The 21490-nt window shown below is 42.9% G+C and carries 19 protein-coding genes, 2 pseudogenes and 1 other annotated feature; of the genes and pseudogenes, 1 reads left to right on the top strand and 20 read right to left on the bottom strand.

Annotation, left to right across the window (positions count from 1 at the left end):
• Positions 1-56: 56 nt before the first annotated feature.
• From rpoC to ppk1, 12 genes are all read right to left on the bottom strand, one after another.
• Complete coding sequence (gene rpoC / locus ACTNB3_RS08725; protein ID WP_441025113.1) at positions 57-3764, bottom strand: DNA-directed RNA polymerase subunit beta'; 3708 nt, start codon at positions 3762-3764, stop codon at positions 57-59.
• A 13-nt stretch (positions 3765-3777) separates the two neighbouring features.
• Entirely contained in the window at positions 3778-7641 is a 3864-nt protein-coding gene (gene rpoB, locus ACTNB3_RS08730; RefSeq protein WP_441025114.1) for a DNA-directed RNA polymerase subunit beta, read from the bottom strand.
• 333 nt (positions 7642-7974) lie between these two features.
• Positions 7975-8352, bottom strand: coding sequence for a 50S ribosomal protein L7/L12 (rplL, locus tag ACTNB3_RS08735; RefSeq protein ID WP_427806090.1), 378 nt, complete (start codon positions 8350-8352; stop codon positions 7975-7977).
• Between the two features lie 35 nt (positions 8353-8387).
• Entirely contained in the window at positions 8388-8900 is a 513-nt protein-coding gene (gene rplJ / locus ACTNB3_RS08740) for a 50S ribosomal protein L10 (RefSeq protein WP_427806091.1), read from the bottom strand.
• A 29-nt stretch (positions 8901-8929) separates the two neighbouring features.
• Positions 8930-9072: a sequence feature (ribosomal protein L10 leader region), on the bottom strand.
• A 58-nt stretch (positions 9073-9130) separates the two neighbouring features.
• Positions 9131-9925: a Uma2 family endonuclease gene (locus ACTNB3_RS08745; protein ID WP_441025115.1), complete on the bottom strand. Its 795-nt coding sequence runs from the start codon at positions 9923-9925 to the stop codon at positions 9131-9133.
• A 156-nt stretch (positions 9926-10081) separates the two neighbouring features.
• Entirely contained in the window at positions 10082-11809 is a 1728-nt protein-coding gene (locus tag ACTNB3_RS08750; RefSeq protein WP_441025116.1) for an IS1634 family transposase, read from the bottom strand.
• A gap of 423 nt (positions 11810-12232) precedes the next feature.
• Positions 12233-12925, bottom strand: a complete 693-nt coding sequence (gene rplA, locus ACTNB3_RS08755) for a 50S ribosomal protein L1 (RefSeq protein ID WP_427806093.1) — start codon at positions 12923-12925, stop codon at positions 12233-12235.
• 92 nt (positions 12926-13017) lie between these two features.
• Positions 13018-13443 carry a 50S ribosomal protein L11 gene (gene rplK / locus ACTNB3_RS08760; RefSeq protein WP_427806094.1) on the bottom strand — a complete coding sequence of 142 codons (426 nt, stop codon included), beginning with the start codon at positions 13441-13443 and terminating at the stop codon, positions 13018-13020.
• Positions 13444-13497: 54 nt separating this feature from the next.
• Positions 13498-14013, bottom strand: a complete 516-nt coding sequence (gene nusG / locus ACTNB3_RS08765) for a transcription termination/antitermination protein NusG (RefSeq protein WP_427806095.1) — start codon at positions 14011-14013, stop codon at positions 13498-13500.
• A 35-nt stretch (positions 14014-14048) separates the two neighbouring features.
• Complete coding sequence (gene secE, locus ACTNB3_RS08770) at positions 14049-14246, bottom strand: preprotein translocase subunit SecE (protein WP_427806096.1); 198 nt, start codon at positions 14244-14246, stop codon at positions 14049-14051.
• A 22-nt stretch (positions 14247-14268) separates the two neighbouring features.
• On the bottom strand, positions 14269-14418 hold the full coding sequence (gene rpmG, locus ACTNB3_RS08775; protein ID WP_081445272.1) for a 50S ribosomal protein L33: 150 nt from the start codon (positions 14416-14418) through the stop codon (positions 14269-14271).
• Between the two features lie 261 nt (positions 14419-14679).
• On the bottom strand, positions 14680-16761 hold the full coding sequence (gene ppk1, locus ACTNB3_RS08780) for a polyphosphate kinase 1 (RefSeq protein ID WP_441025117.1): 2082 nt from the start codon (positions 16759-16761) through the stop codon (positions 14680-14682).
• Between the two features lie 384 nt (positions 16762-17145).
• Between ppk1 and ACTNB3_RS08785 the strand changes: the two genes are divergently transcribed.
• Entirely contained in the window at positions 17146-18021 is an 876-nt protein-coding gene (locus ACTNB3_RS08785; protein ID WP_441025126.1) for a hypothetical protein, read from the top strand.
• 59 nt (positions 18022-18080) lie between these two features.
• Here ACTNB3_RS08785 and ACTNB3_RS08790 read toward each other — a convergent pair whose 3' ends face one another.
• The 8 genes and pseudogenes from ACTNB3_RS08790 to ACTNB3_RS08825 all read right to left on the bottom strand — a co-directional run.
• Positions 18081-18467 (bottom strand): DegV family protein, encoded by a 387-nt coding sequence (locus ACTNB3_RS08790; protein WP_441025118.1) that lies wholly within the window; start codon positions 18465-18467, stop codon positions 18081-18083.
• Positions 18468-18670: 203 nt separating this feature from the next.
• Complete coding sequence (locus ACTNB3_RS08795) at positions 18671-19456, bottom strand: Uma2 family endonuclease (protein WP_441025120.1); 786 nt, start codon at positions 19454-19456, stop codon at positions 18671-18673.
• A gap of 179 nt (positions 19457-19635) precedes the next feature.
• Positions 19636-19838 (bottom strand): annotated as a pseudogene (locus ACTNB3_RS08800) (AAA family ATPase); the annotation flags it as partial.
• An 11-nt stretch (positions 19839-19849) separates the two neighbouring features.
• Complete coding sequence (locus ACTNB3_RS08805; protein ID WP_441025121.1) at positions 19850-20191, bottom strand: helix-turn-helix domain-containing protein; 342 nt, start codon at positions 20189-20191, stop codon at positions 19850-19852.
• Positions 20122-20379 (bottom strand): hypothetical protein, encoded by a 258-nt coding sequence (locus ACTNB3_RS08810; RefSeq protein WP_441025127.1) that lies wholly within the window; start codon positions 20377-20379, stop codon positions 20122-20124. Before ACTNB3_RS08810 ends, ACTNB3_RS08805 begins: the two co-directional genes overlap by 70 nt.
• A gap of 30 nt (positions 20380-20409) precedes the next feature.
• Positions 20410-20928, bottom strand: a complete 519-nt coding sequence (locus tag ACTNB3_RS08815; protein ID WP_427820033.1) for a prepilin peptidase — start codon at positions 20926-20928, stop codon at positions 20410-20412.
• The gene (locus tag ACTNB3_RS08820; RefSeq protein ID WP_441025123.1) at positions 20909-21220 is read right to left on the bottom strand and encodes a hypothetical protein; all 312 of its coding nucleotides are present in this window, start codon (positions 21218-21220) and stop codon (positions 20909-20911) included. The genes ACTNB3_RS08815 and ACTNB3_RS08820 overlap by 20 nt, the downstream gene beginning before the upstream one ends.
• Before the next feature lie 35 nt (positions 21221-21255).
• Positions 21256-21490, bottom strand: a pseudogene (locus tag ACTNB3_RS08825) (hypothetical protein); the annotation flags it as partial.

Here is a 21490-nt window from a genome sequence, read left to right on the forward strand (position 1 = left end):
CAGGGCATAGTATTTTCACATACTATCCCCTGTCAATTTCACATGAAATAATGAGCCTATTCTTCTGTTATTTCAGCAAATTCGGTCTCTGTATCCGCAGTTTCTTCGACATTAGCAGCATCATTTTCTGCATTTAGTTCTGGTGCTTCAACCATTTCGCCTTCTTCCGCATCATCAAAATCATCGAGAACAATTTCATCTTCCATCGCCAGTTCTGTGTTCAAACGAACATCCCGATATTTCTTCATACCGGTTCCTGCCGGAATAAGCTTACCGATAAGAACATTTTCCTTAAGGCCGATCAAATGATCCACCTTACCCTTAATAGCAGCTTCCGTCAGAACTTTCGTTGTCTCCTGGAAGGACGCAGCAGACAAGAAGGACTCGGTAGCAAGCGATGCCTTGGTAATACCAAGCATGATCTGTTCACCGGTTGCCGGTTCTTTGCCCTCTGCCTCCAGCTTTTCATTCACGTCGTTGAATTCAAGTACGTCGACCATCGTACCCGGGAGGAACTCTGTATCGCCCTTTTCTTCTACTCGAATCTTCTTAAGCATCTGACGCACGATAACCTCGATATGCTTATCATTGATTTCTACACCCTGCAGACGATATACTCTCTGTACTTCCTGGAGCATATAATCCTGTGCTGCACGAAGTCCCTTAATCTTCAGCAGATCATGCGGATTGATACTACCTTCTGTCAGCTCGTCACCGGCTTCAAGAACAGCACCATCCATAATCTTAATTCGTGAACCATACGGAATCAAATAAGCTTTCGACTCACCCGTCTCCTGATTCGTCACAATAATCTCACGTTTCTTCTTTGTATCGTTGATTGTTGCAACACCGCCAAATTCTGTAATGATCGCAAGTCCTTTCGGTTTTCTTGCCTCAAAAAGCTCTTCGACACGAGGAAGACCCTGCGTGATATCATCACCGGCCACACCACCGGTATGGAAGGTACGCATGGTAAGCTGGGTACCTGGCTCTCCGATTGACTGAGCCGCAATGATACCGACAGCCTCACCAACCTGTACCGGTTCTCCGGTTGCCATGTTGGCTCCATAACATTTTGCGCAGATTCCGATATGTGATTTACAGGTCAGAATCGTACGGATCTTCACCTTTTTAAGTGGAGAATTTCCATTTTCATCCACACCGTATTTCATAATCTTCTCTGCACGTTTTGGAGTGATCATATGATTTGCTTTTACAAGCACATTTCCATCTTTATCACAAATCGTATAGCAGGAATAACGTCCTGTAATACGTTCCTGAAGACTTTCAATCTCTTCATTTCCATCCATGAATGCATGCACATACATACCTGGAATCTCTGCACCTTTTTCTACGCAGTCCACTTCACGGATAATCAGTTCCTGTGAAACATCAACAAGACGTCTGGTCAAATATCCAGAGTCCGCTGTACGAAGAGCGGTATCTGACAGACCTTTACGCGCTCCATGCGCAGACATGAAGTACTCCAATACGTCCAGACCTTCACGGAAGTTTGACTTAATCGGCAACTCGATCGTACGACCGGTTGTATCAGCCATAAGTCCGCGCATACCTGCAAGCTGCTTAATCTGCTTATCTGATCCACGGGCTCCGGAATCGGCCATCATGAAGATATTATTATATTTATCCAGTCCGGAAAGCAGTGCCTCTGTAAGTTCATCATCCGTTGCTTTCCATGTCTCAACAACTTCTTTATAACGTTCTTCTTCTGTAATAAGACCACGTTTGAAGTTCTTTGTAATCTTATCTACTGTATCCTGTGCTCTCTGAATCAATTCCGGTTTCTGCGGCGGCACCGTCATATCGGAAATGGATACAGTCATCGCTGCTCTTGTAGAGAATTTGTAACCGATTGCTTTTACACTGTCAAGCACTTCAGCAGTCTTTGAAGCTCCGTGTGTATTAATAACTTTTTCAAGGATCTTTTTGAGCTGTTTTTTGCCGACATGGAAATCCACTTCAAGAAGCAGTTCATTTCCCTCTACTTCACGATCAACAAAGCCCAGATCCTGCGGAATAATCTCATTGAAAATAAATCTTCCCAATGTTGATTCAACTGTTCCTGTTTTCTCAGTTCCATCCGGAAGAGTCTTGGTAACACGAACTTTAATTTTGGAATGAAGTGTAACTACTCCATTCTCATATGCAAGAATCGCTTCGTTAATGCTCTTAAATGCTTTTCCTTCTCCTAATGCTCCCGGTCTTTCCTGCGTCAGATAATAAATACCAAGGACCATATCCTGTGAAGGAACGGCCACCGGACCACCATCAGACGGTTTCAGCAGGTTATTCGGAGAAAGGAGGAGGAAACGGCACTCTGCCTGAGCTTCTACGGACAGCGGCAGATGGACAGCCATCTGGTCTCCGTCGAAATCGGCATTAAATGCTGTACAAACAAGCGGATGAAGCTTGATTGCTTTACCTTCTACAAGAATCGGTTCAAACGCCTGAATACCAAGTCTGTGCAGCGTGGGGGCACGGTTCAGCATAACCGGGTGTTCCTTGATTACATCTTCCAGTACATCCCACACCTCTGTCTGAAGGCGTTCTACCATCTTTTTCGCATTTTTAATATTATGTGCGGTTCCGTTTGCAACCAGTTCTTTCATTACAAATGGTTTGAAGAGCTCAATTGCCATTTCTTTCGGAAGACCACACTGGTAAATCTTAAGTTCCGGTCCTACTACGATAACGGAACGTCCTGAATAGTCAACACGTTTTCCCAGAAGGTTCTGACGGAAACGTCCTGATTTACCTTTCAGCATATCGGAAAGAGACTTCAGCGCACGGTTACCAGGTCCGGTTACCGGACGTCCGCGGCGTCCGTTGTCGATCAGAGCATCGACTGCTTCCTGAAGCATTCTCTTTTCGTTTCTTACAATAATGTCCGGAGCTCCCAGCTCAAGGAGTCTCTTAAGACGGTTATTTCTGTTGATAATTCTGCGGTACAGGTCATTCAGATCTGATGTCGCAAAACGACCTCCGTCAAGCTGAACCATCGGACGCAGATCCGGCGGAATAACCGGGATTACAGTCATTACCATCCACTCCGGTCTGTTACCGGATTCACGAAATGCCTCAACCACTTCGAGACGTTTTACAATTCTTGCACGCTTCTGTCCGGTTGCGCCTTCCAGTCCTGACTGAAGTTCTGCATATTCTTTGTCCAAATCGATTGCTTCCAGTAATTCTTTAATAGATTCCGCACCCATACCGACACGGAACTTATTGCCCCATGTTTCTCTCGCTTCCTGATACTCAGCTTCAGAAAGAACCTGCTTGTACTGAAGATCTGTCTCTCCTTTATCCAGCACGATATAAGAAGCAAAATACAGAACCTTCTCCAGTGTTCTCGGGGACAGATCCAGGATCAGTCCCATCCGGCTCGGAATCCCCTTGAAATACCAGATATGGGAAACCGGGGCAGCAAGTGCAATGTGCCCCATACGTTCACGACGCACACTTGACTTGGTTACCTCAACCCCACAGCGGTCACAGACAACACCTTTGTAGCGGATTTTTTTATATTTTCCACAGTGACATTCCCAGTCTTTGCTCGGTCCGAAAATTCTCTCACAGTACAGACCATCCTTTTCCGGTTTTAAAGTTCTGTAGTTAATGGTTTCCGGTTTTGTCACTTCACCGTGTGACCATTCCAGAATCTTCTCCGGAGATGCCAGACCAATTTTAATTGCATCGAATGTCATCTGCTGAGATGTTGCTTCGTTTTTATTTTCTGTCATTTCGGCATCCTCCCTATTCTAAGTCCATATCGTCAAAATCTTCAAATTCTTCCTCAAAGTCTTCTTCAAAGTCAGCGTCATCCGGCTCTTCATCAATGTCCACAAGCTCACCATCTTCAAATTCCTGTGTGCTGTATCCATGTTTTCCGAAATCCTCGTCATTGCGGTAACGTCTGTCTCCTTCAATGATGTGGTTCAGATTTGTATCGCCATAATCTACGCTTTCCATAATCTCAACTTCTGTATTGTCATCACGCAGTACTCGTACGTCAAGGCCAAGAGACTGCAGCTCCTTCAGAAGTACTTTAAAGGATTCCGGAATACCCGGTTCAGGAATATTCTCACCTTTAATGATTGCTTCATAAGTCTTCACACGTCCTACAACGTCATCAGATTTTACTGTCAGGATTTCCTGCAGAGTGTAGGAAGCTCCGTACGCCTCAAGAGCCCAAACCTCCATTTCTCCGAAACGCTGTCCACCAAACTGCGCTTTACCACCAAGTGGCTGCTGGGTTACCAGTGAGTAAGGACCGGTTGAACGCGCATGGATCTTATCATCAACCAAATGATGCAGTTTCAGATAATGCATGTGTCCGATCGTTACCGGGCTGTCAAAGAATTCACCGGTACGTCCGTCACGAAGACGAACTTTACCGTCTCTTGACAGCGGAACCCCCTTCCAGAGTTCTCTGTGGTCTCTATTCTCATACAGATATTCCATAACCTCCGGAAGCAGCTCTTCTTTATGTCTTGCTTCAAACTCTTCCCAGCTCAAGTTTACATAATCATTCGCCAGGTCAAGCGTATCCATAATATCAACCTCATTGGCGCCATCGAAGACCGGTGTAGAAATATTGAATCCAAGAGCTTTCGCAGCCAAAGACAGATGAATCTCAAGCACCTGTCCGATATTCATACGTGACGGCACACCCAGAGGGTTAAGCACGATATCAAGCGGACGTCCGTTCGGCAGGAACGGCATATCTTCTACAGGGAGCACACGGGAAACAACACCCTTGTTACCATGACGTCCGGCCATCTTATCACCAACAGAAATCTTTCTCTTCTGAGCGATATAAATACGAACTGCCTGATTTACTCCCGGTGAGAGTTCATCTCCATTTTCTCTTGTAAATACTTTTGCATCCACAACGATACCGTATTCGCCATGCGGTACTTTCAAAGAAGTATCTCTTACTTCACGGGCTTTTTCACCAAAGATTGCCCGAAGCAGTCTCTCTTCTGCCGTCAGCTCTGTTTCACCCTTCGGTGTCACTTTACCGACGAGGATGTCCCCGGCACGAACTTCCGCACCGATACGGATAATACCTCTTTCATCCAGATCTTTCAGCGCATCGTCACCGACACCCGGAATATCACGTGTAATTTCTTCCGGCCCAAGCTTGGTGTCACGGGCTTCTGCTTCATACTCTTCAATATGCACAGAAGTGTATACATCATCCTGTACCAGTCTTTCACTTAACAGAACAGCATCCTCGTAGTTATAACCTTCCCAGGTCATGAAGCCGATCAGCGGGTTCTTACCAAGCGCCATCTCACCATTTGATGTAGACGGGCCGTCTGCAATAACCTGTCCTGCCTCTACCCGTTCTCCCTTGACAACAATCGTTCTCTGATTATAACAGTTACTCTGGTTACTGCGGAGGAATTTGGTCAATTTATACGTTTTCCTGGTCTTATCATCCTGCTTAATTACGATTTCTGTTGCAGTTGCGCGTTCTACCACACCGCCCTGTTCTGCCACAATGCAGACTCCCGAGTCAACGGCTGATTTTACTTCCATACCAGTTCCGACAACCGGTGCTTCGGTCATCAAAAGCGGTACCGCCTGACGCTGCATGTTGGATCCCATCAGCGCACGGTTGGCATCGTCATTTTCCAGGAAAGGAATCAATGCTGTAGCTACAGAGAATACCATCTTCGGAGAAACGTCCATATAGTCAAACATTCTTCTCTCATATTCCTGAGTCTCTTCACGGTAACGACCAGATACATTCTTATGAATGAAATGTCCTTCTTCATCCAGTGGCTCATTCGCCTGTGCTACATGATAATTATCTTCTTCATCTGCTGTCATATAGACAACATCATCTGTTACTACCGGGTTCATCGGATCGCTCTTGTCGATCTTACGATACGGAGCCTCCACGAAACCGTATTCATTAATTCTCGCATAACATGCCAGAGAGTTGATAAGCCCAATGTTCGGTCCTTCAGGTGTCTCAATCGGGCACATTCTTCCATAGTGAGAATAGTGTACATCTCGAACCTCGAATCCGGCACGGTCACGAGACAGACCACCTGGGCCAAGGGCAGACAGACGTCTCTTATGAGTCAGCTCACCCAGCGGGTTATTCTGATCCATAAACTGTGACAACTGAGATGAACCAAAGAATTCTTTCACAGCTGCCGTAACCGGTTTAATATTGATCAAAGACTGCGGGGATACCCCTTCCAGATCCTGTGTTGTCATTCTTTCACGAACAACTCTTTCCAATCTGGACAGACCAATTCTGTACTGATTCTGAAGCAGTTCACCGACCGCACGAATACGTCTATTGCCAAGATGATCAATATCATCATCATTTCCAAGACCATATTCCAAATGCATATTATAATTGATGGATGCGAAAATATCTTCTTTTGTAATGTGCTTCGGAATCAGCTCATGGATATTCTTGCGAATCGCATCTTTCAATTCATCGATATCGCCTGCTGTCTCTTCCAGAAGTTCAGCGAGAACCGGATAGTACACCAGCTCCGTCACGCCCACTTCCTTAGGGTCAATGTCAACAATGCTCTGCAGATTTACCATCATATTAGAAAGAACTTTGATATTGCGTTCTCCCTCTTCTCTTGCAATCCATACATATGGGACTGCCGCGTTCTGAATTGTATCTGCAAGTTCTCTGTCAACTTCCGTTCCTTTTTCCGCGATCACCTCTCCTGTCAGAGGGCTTACAACATCTTCTGCCAGAACTCGTCCGTTAATACGATTACGGAGCAGAAGCTTCTTATTAAATTTATAACGTCCAACTTTAGCAAGATCATAACGCCTTGCATCAAAGAACATACTTGTGATCAGGCTTTCAGCACTGTCCACAGCAAGAGGTTCACCCGGACGAATCTTCTTGTATAATTCAAGAAGACCTTCCTGATAGTTTTCCGCTGTATCTTTGCTAAAACTTGCCAGAATCTTCGGTTCCTCACCAAAGAGTTCCAAAATCTCCGAATTCGTACCAACACCCAGGGCTCGAATCAACACTGTGATCGGCACTTTTCTGGTTCTGTCAACACGCACATAGAAAACGTCATTCGAATCCGTCTCATATTCAAGCCATGCACCACGGTTCGGAATTACCGTACAAGAAAATAATTCTTTACCGATTTTGTCATGTGCAATTCCATAATAAATGCCAGGAGAACGTACCAACTGGCTTACAATAACACGTTCTGCTCCGTTAATTACGAAAGTACCCGTCTTCGTCATTAACGGCAGATCTCCCATAAAGATCTCATGTTCGTTAATCTCATCCGTTTCCTTATTATGAAGCCTTACACGCACTTTCAGCGGTGCCGCATAAGTCGCGTCACGCTCTTTACATTCTTCGATTGAGTACTTTACCTCGTCTTCACATAATGTAAAATCCACCAGTTCCAGACTCAGATGTCCACTGTAATCTGTAATCGGAGAAATATCATCAAATACTTCTTTTAATCCTTCGTCTAAGAACCACTGATAGGAGTCCTTTTGAACTTCGATTAAGTTCGGCATTTGGAGTACTTCTTTTTGTCTGGAATAGCTCATACGCATACTTTTTCCGGTTGTGATGGGACGAATTCTGTTTTTCTCCATTGACGTTTCACTCCTTATATAATAAATTTTCGGGTTAATTCCGCCTAACACTCACACAGATTTTTAAACAAGTGGACAGTTTTTGCCGTCCACGACTTCAATCTGTGGCTCAACTATCTCCCTTTTATCGGAAACAGTCGATTTTAGGGCGCAATTATAGCATAAATTTCCACAATAGCGCATTTTTTACTATATCATAGAGTCTGCTGGCTTGTCAAGGATTTTTTTTGTGATTTGGAATATTTTTTAAATGATTTCAAGAAACAAGAATGGTACTTCTGTCTAGAAAAAACGGGGAAGATCTCTCTCCCCCGCTTTGGAATACTCTTAAAATTACTTAAGGGCAACTTCTGCGCCTTCAGCTTCAAGTTTTGCTTTGATTTCTTCAGCTTCTGCCTTAGATACTGCTTCTTTCACTACCTTCGGTGCTCCGTCAACTAATTCTTTAGCTTCTTTTAATCCAAGTCCTGTGATTTCACGAACAACTTTGATTACTTTAACTTTAGAAGAACCAGCTGCTACTAATTCTACGTTGAATTCATCTTTTTCTTCTTCCTGAGCTGCTCCGTCTCCAGCTGCTGCTGCAACTACAACACCTGCTGCTGCAGATACACCAAATTCTTCTTCACATGCTTTAACTAATTCATTTAATTCTAATACAGATAATTCTTTGATAGCTTCAATAAATTCTGCTGTTGTTAATTTTGCCATTTTATTTTCCTCCATTTGATATTTTTATAATACTCTTATTCTTCTGCTGCGGCTTCTGCCGGAGCTCCATTCTGCTCTGCGATCTGATTAAGCACACGAGCAAGATTGGTAATCGGTGACTGTAAGCTTCCAAGTAACTTGGACAGTAATTCTTCTCTTGATGGAACCTTAGATAACTCTGCAACTCCGTTAGCGTCATATACTGTGCCTTCAACCACACCTGCTTTAACTTCAAGAGCCTGAGCTGTCTTTGCAAACTTGCAAATAATTCTTGCCGGTGCTGTTGCATCGTCTTTAGAAATTGCAATAGCGCTCGGTCCTTCCAGATATTCGTCTAACTGTGCGAAATCTGTTCCTTCAAAAGCTCTCTTCATCATTGTGTTTTTGCAGACTTTGTAAACAATACCAGCTTCTCTTAACTGCTTACGAAGTTCTGTGTCTTGTGCTACAGTTAATCCGCGGTAGTCAACCAGCACGATTGACTGTGCATCAGTGATATCATCTACGATTGCCTGAACGATAGGTTGTTTTAATTCAACTTTTGCCACGAATGGTGCACCTCCTTGTATTATTTATGAGCTGCCTAGAAAAAGCTCCCTGTCCGCAGACTGGAAGCTTCTATAAATTCAAACTTTTATCGAATTCGTTTCTTCCTCGGTAGGCGTTTTCATCCTTATGCCTTGCGGCACCTACTGTCTCTGGCAGTTACGCTATATATAATAACAGGTGTTCTCCTGTTCGTCAAGTACTTTTTGGATTTTTTCGTAATTTTTTCAGCTTACCACAGTATATCAAACTCAGAAAAATCAATTTCCGCACCAGCCCATATTCTCATCGGAACTTTATCCTCAAAGTCATAATGCATTACTTCAAACTCCGTGTCGCTTCCTTGAAGCCAATATGTAGAGATGTCCTTCTTCTCCGGATCGATGATCCAGTATTCGCGTACTCCTGCCTTCCAATATTTATTAAGCTTGATCATATAATCCCGCTTGCGGCTGGATGGCGATACTACTTCAGCCACAAAATCCGGCGCACCATTAATTCTTCGCCCGTCCGTCAGTTCTTTGTCGCATATCACCACAAGATCAGGCTGAAGCATCGTTTTATTATCTTTATTAAGGCAGACATCTATAGGTGAAAGGATCACTCTGCACTCCCCTTCATTTTTCTTGACATAATCCCTCATATAATAACACAGTTCACCAATTATTTCCTGATGTACAATTGTCGGGGCATCCATATAGATCAGATAACCGTCTATCAGCTCTGCTCTCACTTCTTCCGGAAGCGCATAGTAATCCTCTAATGTATACTCCCCATCCTTTTTCATTGTATCGTAGGCAATGGACTCTTCCCGAATGCAAAGAACAGGTTCCGATTCCGTATGATACCGGAATTCCTTCCGCTGAAGCGCACGATCCAATGCGTCTAGCGTATCAATCTGCGGCGATTTTGTCGCTCCACTCAAGATCTTATTCACAGTCCCCAGCGATACCCCTGAATAGTCAGCAAGCTGTTTATTCGTAAGACCCAATTGTTTTTTCCGATTCTTAATATCACGTATATCCATTCCCGTTCCTCCTTCCATTCAATCTGCACTTGCCCGCCACGCCTCTTTATATATTATATATTCCTGTCTTTGACAGTTAGCAAAAGAAAAAATCGCTGTATCCCTTGCGCTTACTTGGGTACAGCGATTTTTATCGTTGTTATAGAGTATTGTAATTTATTTCCTTCCTTTACTTTGTTTCTGAATTGTTTTCATTTTACTTTTGGTTATGAATTGATAGTCTGTTCGAAATCCACAAGCTTCATGAAGATCATCTGTAATGGACTCGCGCTTATATGTAGGAATAAATCCTTGTTCTTGAACCTCGACAAAATTTATTGTTTTCAAGGTATCTAACAGTTCTTCACAGGTATATTTTGATTCGAGCTTTTTCGTAAGAAAACGATAGATTATCAGTGCGAGAAAACAAATCAGAAAATGTGCCTTAATACGGTTTTCATCCTGTAGATAAACAGGTCTTGCCGAAAAATCCGTTTTCATAATTCGAAAACATTCTTCTATTTGCCATCTGCCTTCACTGACTTTTAAAACATCTCCAACTTCATCATCCAGAAGATCTGTGCATACAGCATAAAGTCCATCATATTGAGATTCTTCTGCAATCTTATTTTCGTCCAGGTAATGATGGATATCAGCGACTTCACCTTCTTTGGTAGAAGCTGTGGTTCCGATAAAACGGGCTGGATCGTTTGGGTTTTTACGATTCTTTTTTGTGTTTCCTGAATCTAACATTTTTTGTGCACGTTCCACTTGTTTATCGCGAAGCGTTTTCTGATAAATCGCATATTTAGGTGAGTATGTAATGATCAGGCGCTGGTGAAGTTTCTTTGTAGTATAGGGTTCATCTTTATAATAAAGGCCTTTATCATCTGCAGGTAGTTTTGTGATATCAACGGGTGTATCATCCGAAACTCTTTTAAACCCTTGTGGATTCAAAGCCCATTCTTTTTCTTCTTTTTTCAGTTTCTTGATAGACTGGGTTACGATATAGGCTCTTTCTCCCATATGATTATAGGATCTGATATCTTCAGATCCCAGTCCGGCATCACTACAATAGATAAATTTCTGACAGCCAAACTCTCCAAGAACTTTCTTTTCCAATGGTTTTAGTGAGGTTTGTTCGTTTGCGTTTCCGGGGAAGAGTGAAAAAGCAAGTGGAATGCCATCCCCATCCATAAATAATCCCATTTGGATAATAGGATTTGGTCGGTGTTCTTTGCTTTTTCCGTATTTTTTGCTGCCATCTTCCTGTTCAATCTCAAAGTAATAATTCGAACAATCATAATAAAGGACTTTATCATTTCTGGATCCTAAAAAATGACTGTTTTTATAAACTTCTGATTGTATGAGATCACATTCATTCCCAAGAACGTCCAATGCACGATAAACATCATGGAGTTCATAAGAAGGCTTCTCTAAGAATTCTGACGCTGCTTTAAAAGAAGAGCGTTTGCTGGAAGGCTCCAGAATCCTGGCATAAACTAAATCGGAAAGGATTGCATTGATATCATATTTGAATTTATATTTTGATTTTAATTTGCGGCAAATTTTATCTATATGGAGTTGATAATAGATGGATTGTAAAAAAAGATAACCGCCGCGATAGAAAACTTGTTTCTCATAATCCAGTTGTCTGTCAGCATGAAAAGTAATCTGGATCGATTTGTTTTCCTGTTCTTGTTTGTACTTTAAGGTTTCAAGTCTGGCTTCTTCTTTAGCCCAAGCCATCACATCATCACGAGTTGGTCCATGTTCAGGTAAAAGATCTTTTAAAGTTCCCAATTTCCGAACAATAACAGAAGTGCTTACACCTTTATCGTTGATGTATCCTTTTGAGATATAAAAGGATTCAGCATTTTTTGATTTGGATGTAATAACTCTCATAGGAAATACCCCCTTTTCCACATTATACCATACATTGCAATAAAATACAATACAATAAAACCAAAAAGTTGACACAAAAAAAACAGGTTTTATGCGGCCTGCAAGTACTTTTCCTATTGTTTAACTGTCAAACTCCCGAATAGTCAGCAAGCTGTTTATTCGTAAGACCCAATTGTTTTTTCCGATTCTTAATATCACGTATATCCATTCCCGTTCCTCCTTCCATTCAATCTGCACTTGCCCGCCACGCCTCTTTATATATTATATATTACCATTTATTATAATAATATTCAACTCTTTTTATACAATATTATTATTTTACCATATTATATAATCCGCATCTCTCCAATGCTTCACTGACAAAAAAACAGGACGCAGCACTTTGAAATGCTGCGTCCTCGATAGGTATCAATATATCATCAATTAAGCTAACTTCATCGGGTTCAGTTTTACGCCAGGTCCCATTGTAGAAGTAAGAGTTACACTTCTAAGGTACTGTCCTTTTACTGCTGCCGGTTTAGCCTTATTAATTGCATCGATAAGCGTCTGGAAGTTGTCCGCCAACTGTTCTTCTGTGAAGGAAGCTTTTCCAATCGGTACATGGATAATATTTGTCTTGTCCAATCTGTACTCAATCTTACCAGCTTTGATCTCGTTGATTGCTTTTGTAACGTCCATTGTTACGGTACCAGCCTTCGGGTTCGGCATTAAACCTTTTGGTCCAAGTACACGACCAAGACGTCCAACAACACCCATCATATCCGGTGTAGCAACTACAACGTCGAATTCAAACCAGTTTTCATTCTGAATCTTCGGAATCAGTTCTTCTGCTCCTACATAATCTGCGCCAGCCGCTTTTGCTTCTTCTGCTTTTGCATCTTTTGCAAATACAAGGATACGAACTTTTTTACCTGTTCCGTGTGGAAGAACAACTGCTCCACGAATCTGCTGATCAGCGTGACGTCCGTCACATCCGGTTCTGATATGAGCTTCGATTGTCTCGTCAAATTTTGCTGTCGCACATTTTTTAACTAATGCGATTGCATCTGCTTTATCATAGAGGACTGTTCTGTCAACCTGTTTAGCAGCCTCTACATATTTCTTTCCTCTTTTCATGTTAAATACCTCCTAGTGGTGATTACGGGAATTCCCTCCCACGTGCTTGTTTACAGTTTTCATAGTGTAGTTCTTTCGCCCGTAAATCAGACTTATTCAACTACAGTTACACCCATACTTCTGCAGGTTCCTTCGATCATACTCATAGCACTCTCAACAGTAGCTGCATTTAAATCAGGCATCTTCATCTCTGCGATTTCTTTAACCTGAGCTTTTGTGATCTTAGCAACTTTTGTCTTATTCGGAACGCCTGAACCTGATTTGATATTGCAGGCTTTCTTAATCAGAACTGCTGCCGGCGGTGTCTTTGTAACAAAGCTGAAGCTTCTGTCACTGTAAACAGTGATAACAACCGGAATAATTAAATCTCCCTGGTCTGCTGTTCTTGCGTTGAACTGTTTTGTAAACTCAACGATATTTACACCATGCTGTCCAAGTGCAGGACCAACCGGTGGAGCCGGAGTAGCCTTTCCGGCTGGAATCTGTAATTTGATATAACCTGTAACTTTTTTTGCCATTTTAAAGTACCTCCTTGTGGTATTTGCGGGGATTTCCCTCCCACGTAATGTCTGCTACATTTTCTTGACTTCTGCGAAACTAATTTCTACCGGTGTTTCGCGACCAAATAACTCAACATTGATTGTAAGACTCTGTTTCTGCATATTAATGGACTGAACAGCACCAACCGTTCCTTCCCATGCCCCGGCAATAACAGTAACGGTATCGCCCTCTGCAAAGTCAACGACAACATCCTCTTTCTGGATTCCGAGCGGTGCCATTTCTTCGTCTGTAAGCGGAACCGGTTTGGACCCCGGACCAACGAAACCAGTCACACCTCTGGTATTTCTTACGACATACCATGTATCATCATTCATGATCATATGAATGAGTACATATCCCGGAAAAAGCTTTTTCTGTGATGCCTTCTGCACTCCGTTCTTCAGTTCCACAACCTCATGCATCGGAACACGAACTTCCAGAATCTCTTCTTCCAGATGACGGTTCTCAATCGTCTTGTCAATGTCGGCTTTTACTTTGTTCTCATACCCTGAATAGGTATGAACCACATACCATTTTGCTTCTGCCATAATATCACCTTTCCTGTGTTACCATTATCAGTATCTTATCTTACTAAGAAATCAATTCCGTATTTTACAAGAATATCGGTAATCGCGATAATCGCTCCCAGCAAAACAGAAACAGATACGACTGCCGCTGTCTGTTTGGCAAGTGTGGTTTTGTCTGGCCAGATAATCTTCTTAAACTCTGCTTTTACACCTTTGAAAAACGGTGTCTTGCGGGTTTCTTTAGCATCTCCCATAACATTCACTTCCCTTCAACGACTATTTCGTCTCTTTGTGTAATGTGTGTGATTTGCAGAATCTACAGTATTTCTTTGTCTCCATGCGCTCCGGATGAGATTTCTTATCCTTTGTCATGTTGTAGTTACGATGTTTGCATTCTGTACATTCCAGTGTAATTCTTGTACGCACAACTTCCACCTCGCTTTTATGTTCTAATTTTCAGTTACACGACAGCTTGCGAGGCTGTCTGCAAAATCCCGTCTCCGGAATTCTGCTAAAAATAGGCATAAAAAAAAGACCTATAACTTCCATTCGCTAGGATAGTGTAACATACAGTCCCCGCAAAGTCAAGGTTTTCTTTTTGTTATCCGGCAAATTCTCCTTCCGTCCACAGCTATTAAAAATCCGGCAAAACACATATTTCCCGTGTTTTGCCGGATTATTTACAAACTATCTTCCATTTTCCATATCATATGCTTCCTGATAGAAGAATTCCTGAGAGTTCAGTTTTTCTGCATTTACAGACCGGTCGCAGTATTCTCCTTCTGAATTCTGTTCTTTTCCTTTCTCATCATCCATCATCATCGTGTCAAATATGTGACGGATTCTGGTGCGGATATCCTGGTCATAAATCGGAGCAGCCACTTCCACACGGCGAACCGTATTTCTGGTCATAAAGTCGGCAGATGCAATGTAAATCTTCTCCTCATCTCCCCTTCCGAAGCGGTAGATTCTGGAGTGTTCAAGGAAACGCCCAACAACACTGATCACATGAATATTCTCTGTCATGCCTTTCACACCCGGTTTCAGACAGCAGATACCTCTGACGATCAGATCAATTTTCACTCCGGCCTGCGAAGCCTCGATCATCTTATCGATCAGAACCTTATCCGTAAGCGAATTGATCTTCACCCCCACATATCCTGTACTGCCCTGTTTCACCTTCTCAATCTCCGCATCGATCATATCCACTACCTTGTTCTGCAGACATTTCGGCGCGACAAGGAGTTCGTTCGTATGCTCGACCACTTCTCCCTTCTGCAGCGCGGTAAATATCTCTGCTGCTTCTGCTCCTATGGACTGTCTTGCCGTGATCAGAGAAAGATCTGTGTAAAGCCTTGATGTTTTTTCATTATAATTTCCGGTTCCGATCTGGGTTATGTAAGCAAATCCCGTTTCCGTTTTGCGTGTGATCAGACACAGTTTGGAATGAACCTTATAGTCTCCCAGTCCATAAAGGATCTGACATCCGGCATCCTCAAGCCTGTGGGACATTTCAATATTATTCGCCTCGTCAAATCTTGCTCTCAGTTCAACCAGAACAACAACTTCCTTGCCATTTTCGGCAGCCTCGATCAACGTGTCAATGATCTTGCTTCGCTCTGCGACACGATAGAGCGTCATTTTAATAGAAACGACAGACTCATCTTCTGCCGCTTCCTGAAGGAGCTGCAAGAACGGCTTCATGCTTTCATACGGATAGGAAAGCAGCACATCCTTCTTCTCAATCTGATTAAACAGATTTTCTTTCAGGTTCAGCGCCGGGCTGAGTCTCGGACTGCGTTTCTCATAAAACAATTCCGGTTTATCGCGAAGATAGGTCTGGAGTGCGAAAACAAAAGACAGATCCAGCGGCGTCTTCACATCAATAATATGATCCGCCCCGATTTTCAGGAAACGGGCAATTTCCTGCTTTGTCTTTTTATTGATACTGCGGCTGAACTCCACTCGCACCGGATTCAGCCTGGTACGACGCTTGATCAACTGTTCCATCATATCTCTGTAGTCAAGATCTTCGTCATATATCTCTGTCGCATCAATATCTGCATTACGCGTGACACGCATGATAGATTTTTCTTTCACAATATATTTTGAATACAATTTGGAAACGAAATGAAGGATCAGTTCTTCTGACAGCATAAAGGTTCCGGGCCTTGTAGGGATCTCAATCAGCCGTTTAAACACACTGTTGGAGCAGGGAACCAGTCCGGTTCTTCTCTTGCCCTTCGGTGTTTCAAGTAAAACAATCGCATACAACTGTTTATTTGCAAGGAACGGAAACGGCTGCTGCTTCCCGATGATCATCGGAGAAAGGAACGGGGCAATATGCGCGTCAAAATACTTCTCCAGAAGTTTTCCTTCTTCCGCGGACAACTTGTTAAAATTAATGATACGGATTCCCTCAGGCTCCAGTTCACCCATAAGCTGCTCATATATTTTTGCCTTCTTCTCTTCAAGCACGTTCACACGTTTGAGAATCTCCTTGACCTGCTCTTTACTATTCATGCCAGTTTTATTCTCTATAATTTCTTCCGAAGACTGCATCTGCATAAGGAGCGTACCGACACGTACCATGAAAAATTCATCCAGATTTGTCTGGAAAATAGACGCAAATGTCATCCTTTCTGCCAAAGGCACTCTTGGATTCCCGGCTTCATTTAACACTCGTTCATTAAACTGAAGCCATGACAATTCTCTGTTTGTCATACACAGGTTTTGATTCTTCTTTTCACTTTGTTTCTTATTCTTCATTCCTTGTTTCCTTCTCTCTTTCGCCATTTTACAAGCATCATTCAATTGCCGCGGAAATAGACATGTCTCATCGTTGTTGTTCCTTACAGCTCATTTCTTCCGCTTTAAGCTTAAAAACTCCGACGCTCCGAAGCATGCTTTCCTCATAAGACCATTCGCTTTGCCCCGAAACATGCTTCATGATCCGGTTTAAGCCATAAATCTTCCCGTTCCTTTCTCCGCAAAGTGCCACCCCCTCTTTTATTGACTTAGCTTACCCGGGAGTATATAATCGTAGCAAATACCTTATAACTATTCTAACAGAGAGGGGAAAAAATAGGAACACAAAAACAGAAAAAAGGCCTAAATATCAGCACACGTTCTTTCCTGACCGCAATCGCAGTCATCTTTGTTCTGATGGTACTCACCTACATACTTACATTCCTGATCCCGGGAGGTGAATACGCCAGACTCACAGATGCATCCGGAAATACGGTAATCGATACCGAAGCAGGATTCTCTTATGTAGAAGGCGGAATTCCGTTCTGGAAATGGATCTTTTCCCCACTTCTCGTTCTCAGCTCAGAAGGAAGCGGAGCTTTGATTGCCGTTATCGTCTTCCTCCTGGTGATCGGAGGCGTTTTTAACAGTCTTGAGAAATGTAATCTTATGAAATATATGCTGGACAGAATTACCAGCCGATTCGGTCAGAAACGCTACCAGCTTCTGACCGTCATCACCTTGTTCTTCATGGCCCTCGGTTCTTTTATCGGGTTCTTCGAAGAATGCATTCCGTTGGTTCCGATCGTCGTTGCGCTGGCCGTCAGCCTGGGATGGGATCCTCTTACCGGTGTCGGCATGAGTCTTCTTGCCGTAGGCTGTGGGTTTGCTGCCGGAGTCTGCAATCCATTTACCGTAGGTGTAGCACAGGAGCTTGCCAGACTTCCGATGTTCTCGGGAATCTGGTTCCGCGCCCTTGCATTTGTACTGATCATGAACTTCTTCATTCCATCGGGTTCTGCCAAAGCCTTTCTGCTGATGCCGCTGATTGTTCCGGTTGCACAGGTATTCAGGATCTCTGCCCAGCTCTGCGTTGCGGCATTCGCGTTCGGCGACGGCTTCTCCAATGTATTCTACCCGACAAATCCGGTTCTTCTGATCGGTCTGGGTCTTGCGGATGTAAACTATGGTACCTGGGTGAAATGGAGCTGGAAATTCCAGACTCTGAATCTTGTACTTACAAGCCTGCTCCTGCTCTTTGGGATGGGAATTGGTTACTAATGTTGGATGTATTTCAAAAAACACTGGGGAGAGCGCTATGCGACCTCCCCCTTTTCCTGCTATTTTTCAATATACTGAATCGCCACGCAATGCGGACCGCAAAGCGTCCTGCAGTTGAAGACCGTAATCCGCTCCCGATTTTCTGACATTTCCTTCGCCGCGCACGCACTTTGATATGTACCGGAAAGTCCGTCCGCTATGGTGATATTGATAATGTCTGAATCCTTGTATTTATCAAACATATCCACCACCTCACCAATTGGAGGCTGGGAACTTCTGGGAATCTGTCCCTTACGAATCCTTTCATAAAAATCTTTCATATCCATCTGAAGGTCGCGCCCTTCCAGATTGTCGATATTGACACAAAGCGGCAACGTCTCGACTCCCAATGCATTTGCCTCCTCCACCGTGTGCAGTGTTGAAGAGTCTGTAATAATTTGAACCATATCCAATACCTCGCAACATAGTTTTGATTTCTACTTATTATAGTTTGCATTATTTACGTGTTGTCATCAAGACATTTCGACAATTTTTCACAATCTTCTCACAGTTATTCAGGCATTTTCCCCAAAATTCTCCAAAAATATAACAGTTCAGCCGCAAGGATGAGCCCTCTCTGACAAACGAGCCCCGTCACCACCTGCTCGCATTACTCAGGTATGCTTTCTAATACATCTGCAAGTCCTGCAAAATCTATCTCTAATTTTTCATCAAAAATCTGAACCGGGATCTTATCCCGGAATGTATAAAGGGACGGCATCGGGTCCTCTTCCAGGTGATACGTCACCACTTTTTTCTTCTGAAGATCAACAATCCAATATTCCCGCACACCGGCATTATCATATTTCACCATCTTTTTGGCAAAATCCATTCTTCTGGTAGAAGGCGACGTAACCTCAATCACCATATCCGGTGCTCCGTAAATACTTTCTTTTACAAGTTTTTCTTTCTTGCACAGTACTACAATATCAGGCTGAACCAGCGTCTTATCATCGCAATCCAGCTGTACATCAAGAGGAGCCGGAAGCACCAAACATTCTCCTTTATTCTCTCGTATAAATAATTCTAATAAAAATGCAATCTTCATCACAAGAATCTGATGTGCAGTGCCTGGCGCTTCCATAAAAATCAATTCCCCATCAATCAGTTCTGCACGCACCTCTTGCGGAAGTGCCCGGTAATCTTCTATCGTATACGGTCCACACCCCTGATATTCCAAAGCCGCCTGCGAATCCCGTATGACAAGATATTCATCCGTATCCTTCTTATCCAGAAGAACTTTCTCAAGTGCCATCAGCGTATCGTATCTGGGCGACCTGGTTTCCCCGTTCAAAATCTTATTGATCGTTCCCAACGGTACTCCGGAAAGTCGAGATAGTGCCTCGGTGGTCATACCCTTTTCTTCCTTTTTTCGTTTTAATATATCAGAAATCACTGCCTCTATCTCCTTTAACCGTTTTTTACATTTTAACCGTTTGCGGTTATTTTGTCAAGAAAATAGTGGTAGTCGTGGGGATGGGGAGTTGGAGGGAGTCAACTCTCAACTAATGAGTTATAATGTACCATAACAGTGGACACGCGAATTAGTGTAGTACCTGTTTTTCGGACACCCACCCGCCCTGCATAATCAAGTGAGAAAAACTTCTCCAACATACTCATAGTTAACGTTTTTCCAAAGCGCCTCGGACGGGTAATTAGTGTCACATCATCCTTGCTTTCCCACCATTCACGGATAAAATCCGTCTTATCTATATAGAAGCATTTATTCGTTATTATTTTTCAAAATCCTGTATCCCAATTCCTACTGTTCTTGCCATAAATGCCTCCTTTAATAGATTCTATTTTTATTTCTATTTTTAGTAGAATGATTTTTCTTTACGATTACAATGATGCTGCGAATTTTATTTCCCACTTTTCCCGCCGATACCATCTTCTTATATTCCCGCGGGCTCATTCTGATCTCTCTTCGGAAAATCCTCGAGAAATATCCGAAATTATCCATCCCAACGCTTGTCGCCACCTGCGTGACCGACATCTGTGTCGTATTAAAGTACTGAACCGCCGCACGAATTCGGGCGTGATGAATGTAATCGGTCATACTCATCCCGGTCTCTTTGCTGAACTGCCCGGAAAGGAAAGACGCATTTTTGTGAAATTCTTTTGCCAGCACAGCAAGGGACAATATTTGTAGAGCGAAGTGATCTTCGTCGTCCCATTCGCGTCAAGAAAAATCTTCAACTTATCTGAAGTCTTTTTATAAACTCCTGTGGCAAGCGCTTCGAGGAAATCATTCAGATAAATCGCATACAACTCTGCAGATGTAGTCGTAAACTGGCGAAACGCATCTTTGTTCGGCAAAATCTTCCGTTCCATTTCCGAATAAATGAATCACGGAACCTGTCCCCACAAAACCATCAACATGGTTGCTGCCGCAAGAGCCGGTCCAAATGGAATTACTCCACCCTTTCCCTCACGGCTCTTATAACTTATAAGCAATATAACCAAACCGAAAATACATGCAAAGAACAATGCATACAATGATAAATTCATACCAAGATACAGTCCCATGACAGCAATTAATTTCACATCACCGCCGCCAAGGCTTTCTTTTTTAAAGATTTGCTCAATAAGAATGGAAAGAATAAGTACGCCGCCGCCGTATACTACAGCAGCCAGTAAATGCACAGCAATACCACTCCATCCACCATAATCCTGATATGCAAATGGTATTGCCATGCACCATGCAATTACAGAGATTCCCAGACATTTATCCGGAATCCTGTATCTTTTCAGATCTTCTACTGACAAATATAGCAGACAGAAGAAAAATACCAGATTTCTCAGGTTTAACGCTATTGAATCATATTCCATGAGGCCATGAAAGACACTACTTGGATTTTGAATCATTCTTTTCCTCCTCTTCTTCTGCCCTTTTCTTACGAATCGCTTCCACAGCTTCCCGCACAGCCGCTTCTTCCTCTTCACGAATAATACCTTTTGTAACTTTAACAGAATAGATCAAGTTATAGATCAGTATAAAGAACAAAGGAAGGAGAATAAGCGGTATAAAAATCAAAGGATTGGACAGCAGATGTACTGCAACTCCCAACGGATATGAAATGCAGATAACTTTACCAATCACATCTTCTTCCGAAGTTAAATACGGATCCTCTGTCTGGTTTGCATCTCCTTTTGTCACAAAAATGTGTCTTGCACCATCATTTTGGACCGATGTCACACGATCCCAACAGTTTCCTCTACATTAGCCACATAGCCGCGATATTCTTTCCCTGCTTTCCTTCGGTATGTAGCCTCAGGATCAGTTGGATTTAACAGCATGGTTGAATTGCCGAGGTTATCTTCCTTAGTAATCCAGCGACGTTTTCCCTGTTCGACAATGGACTGCTCTGAAAAACAGCGAATAAAAAGTTCATACTCAGAGACATCTTCGAATCCTGTTTTGGTGATA

Source organism: Bariatricus sp. HCP28S3_D3 (genome assembly GCF_052065755.1).
Taxonomy (GTDB): Bacteria; Bacillota; Clostridia; order Lachnospirales; family Lachnospiraceae; genus Allocoprococcus.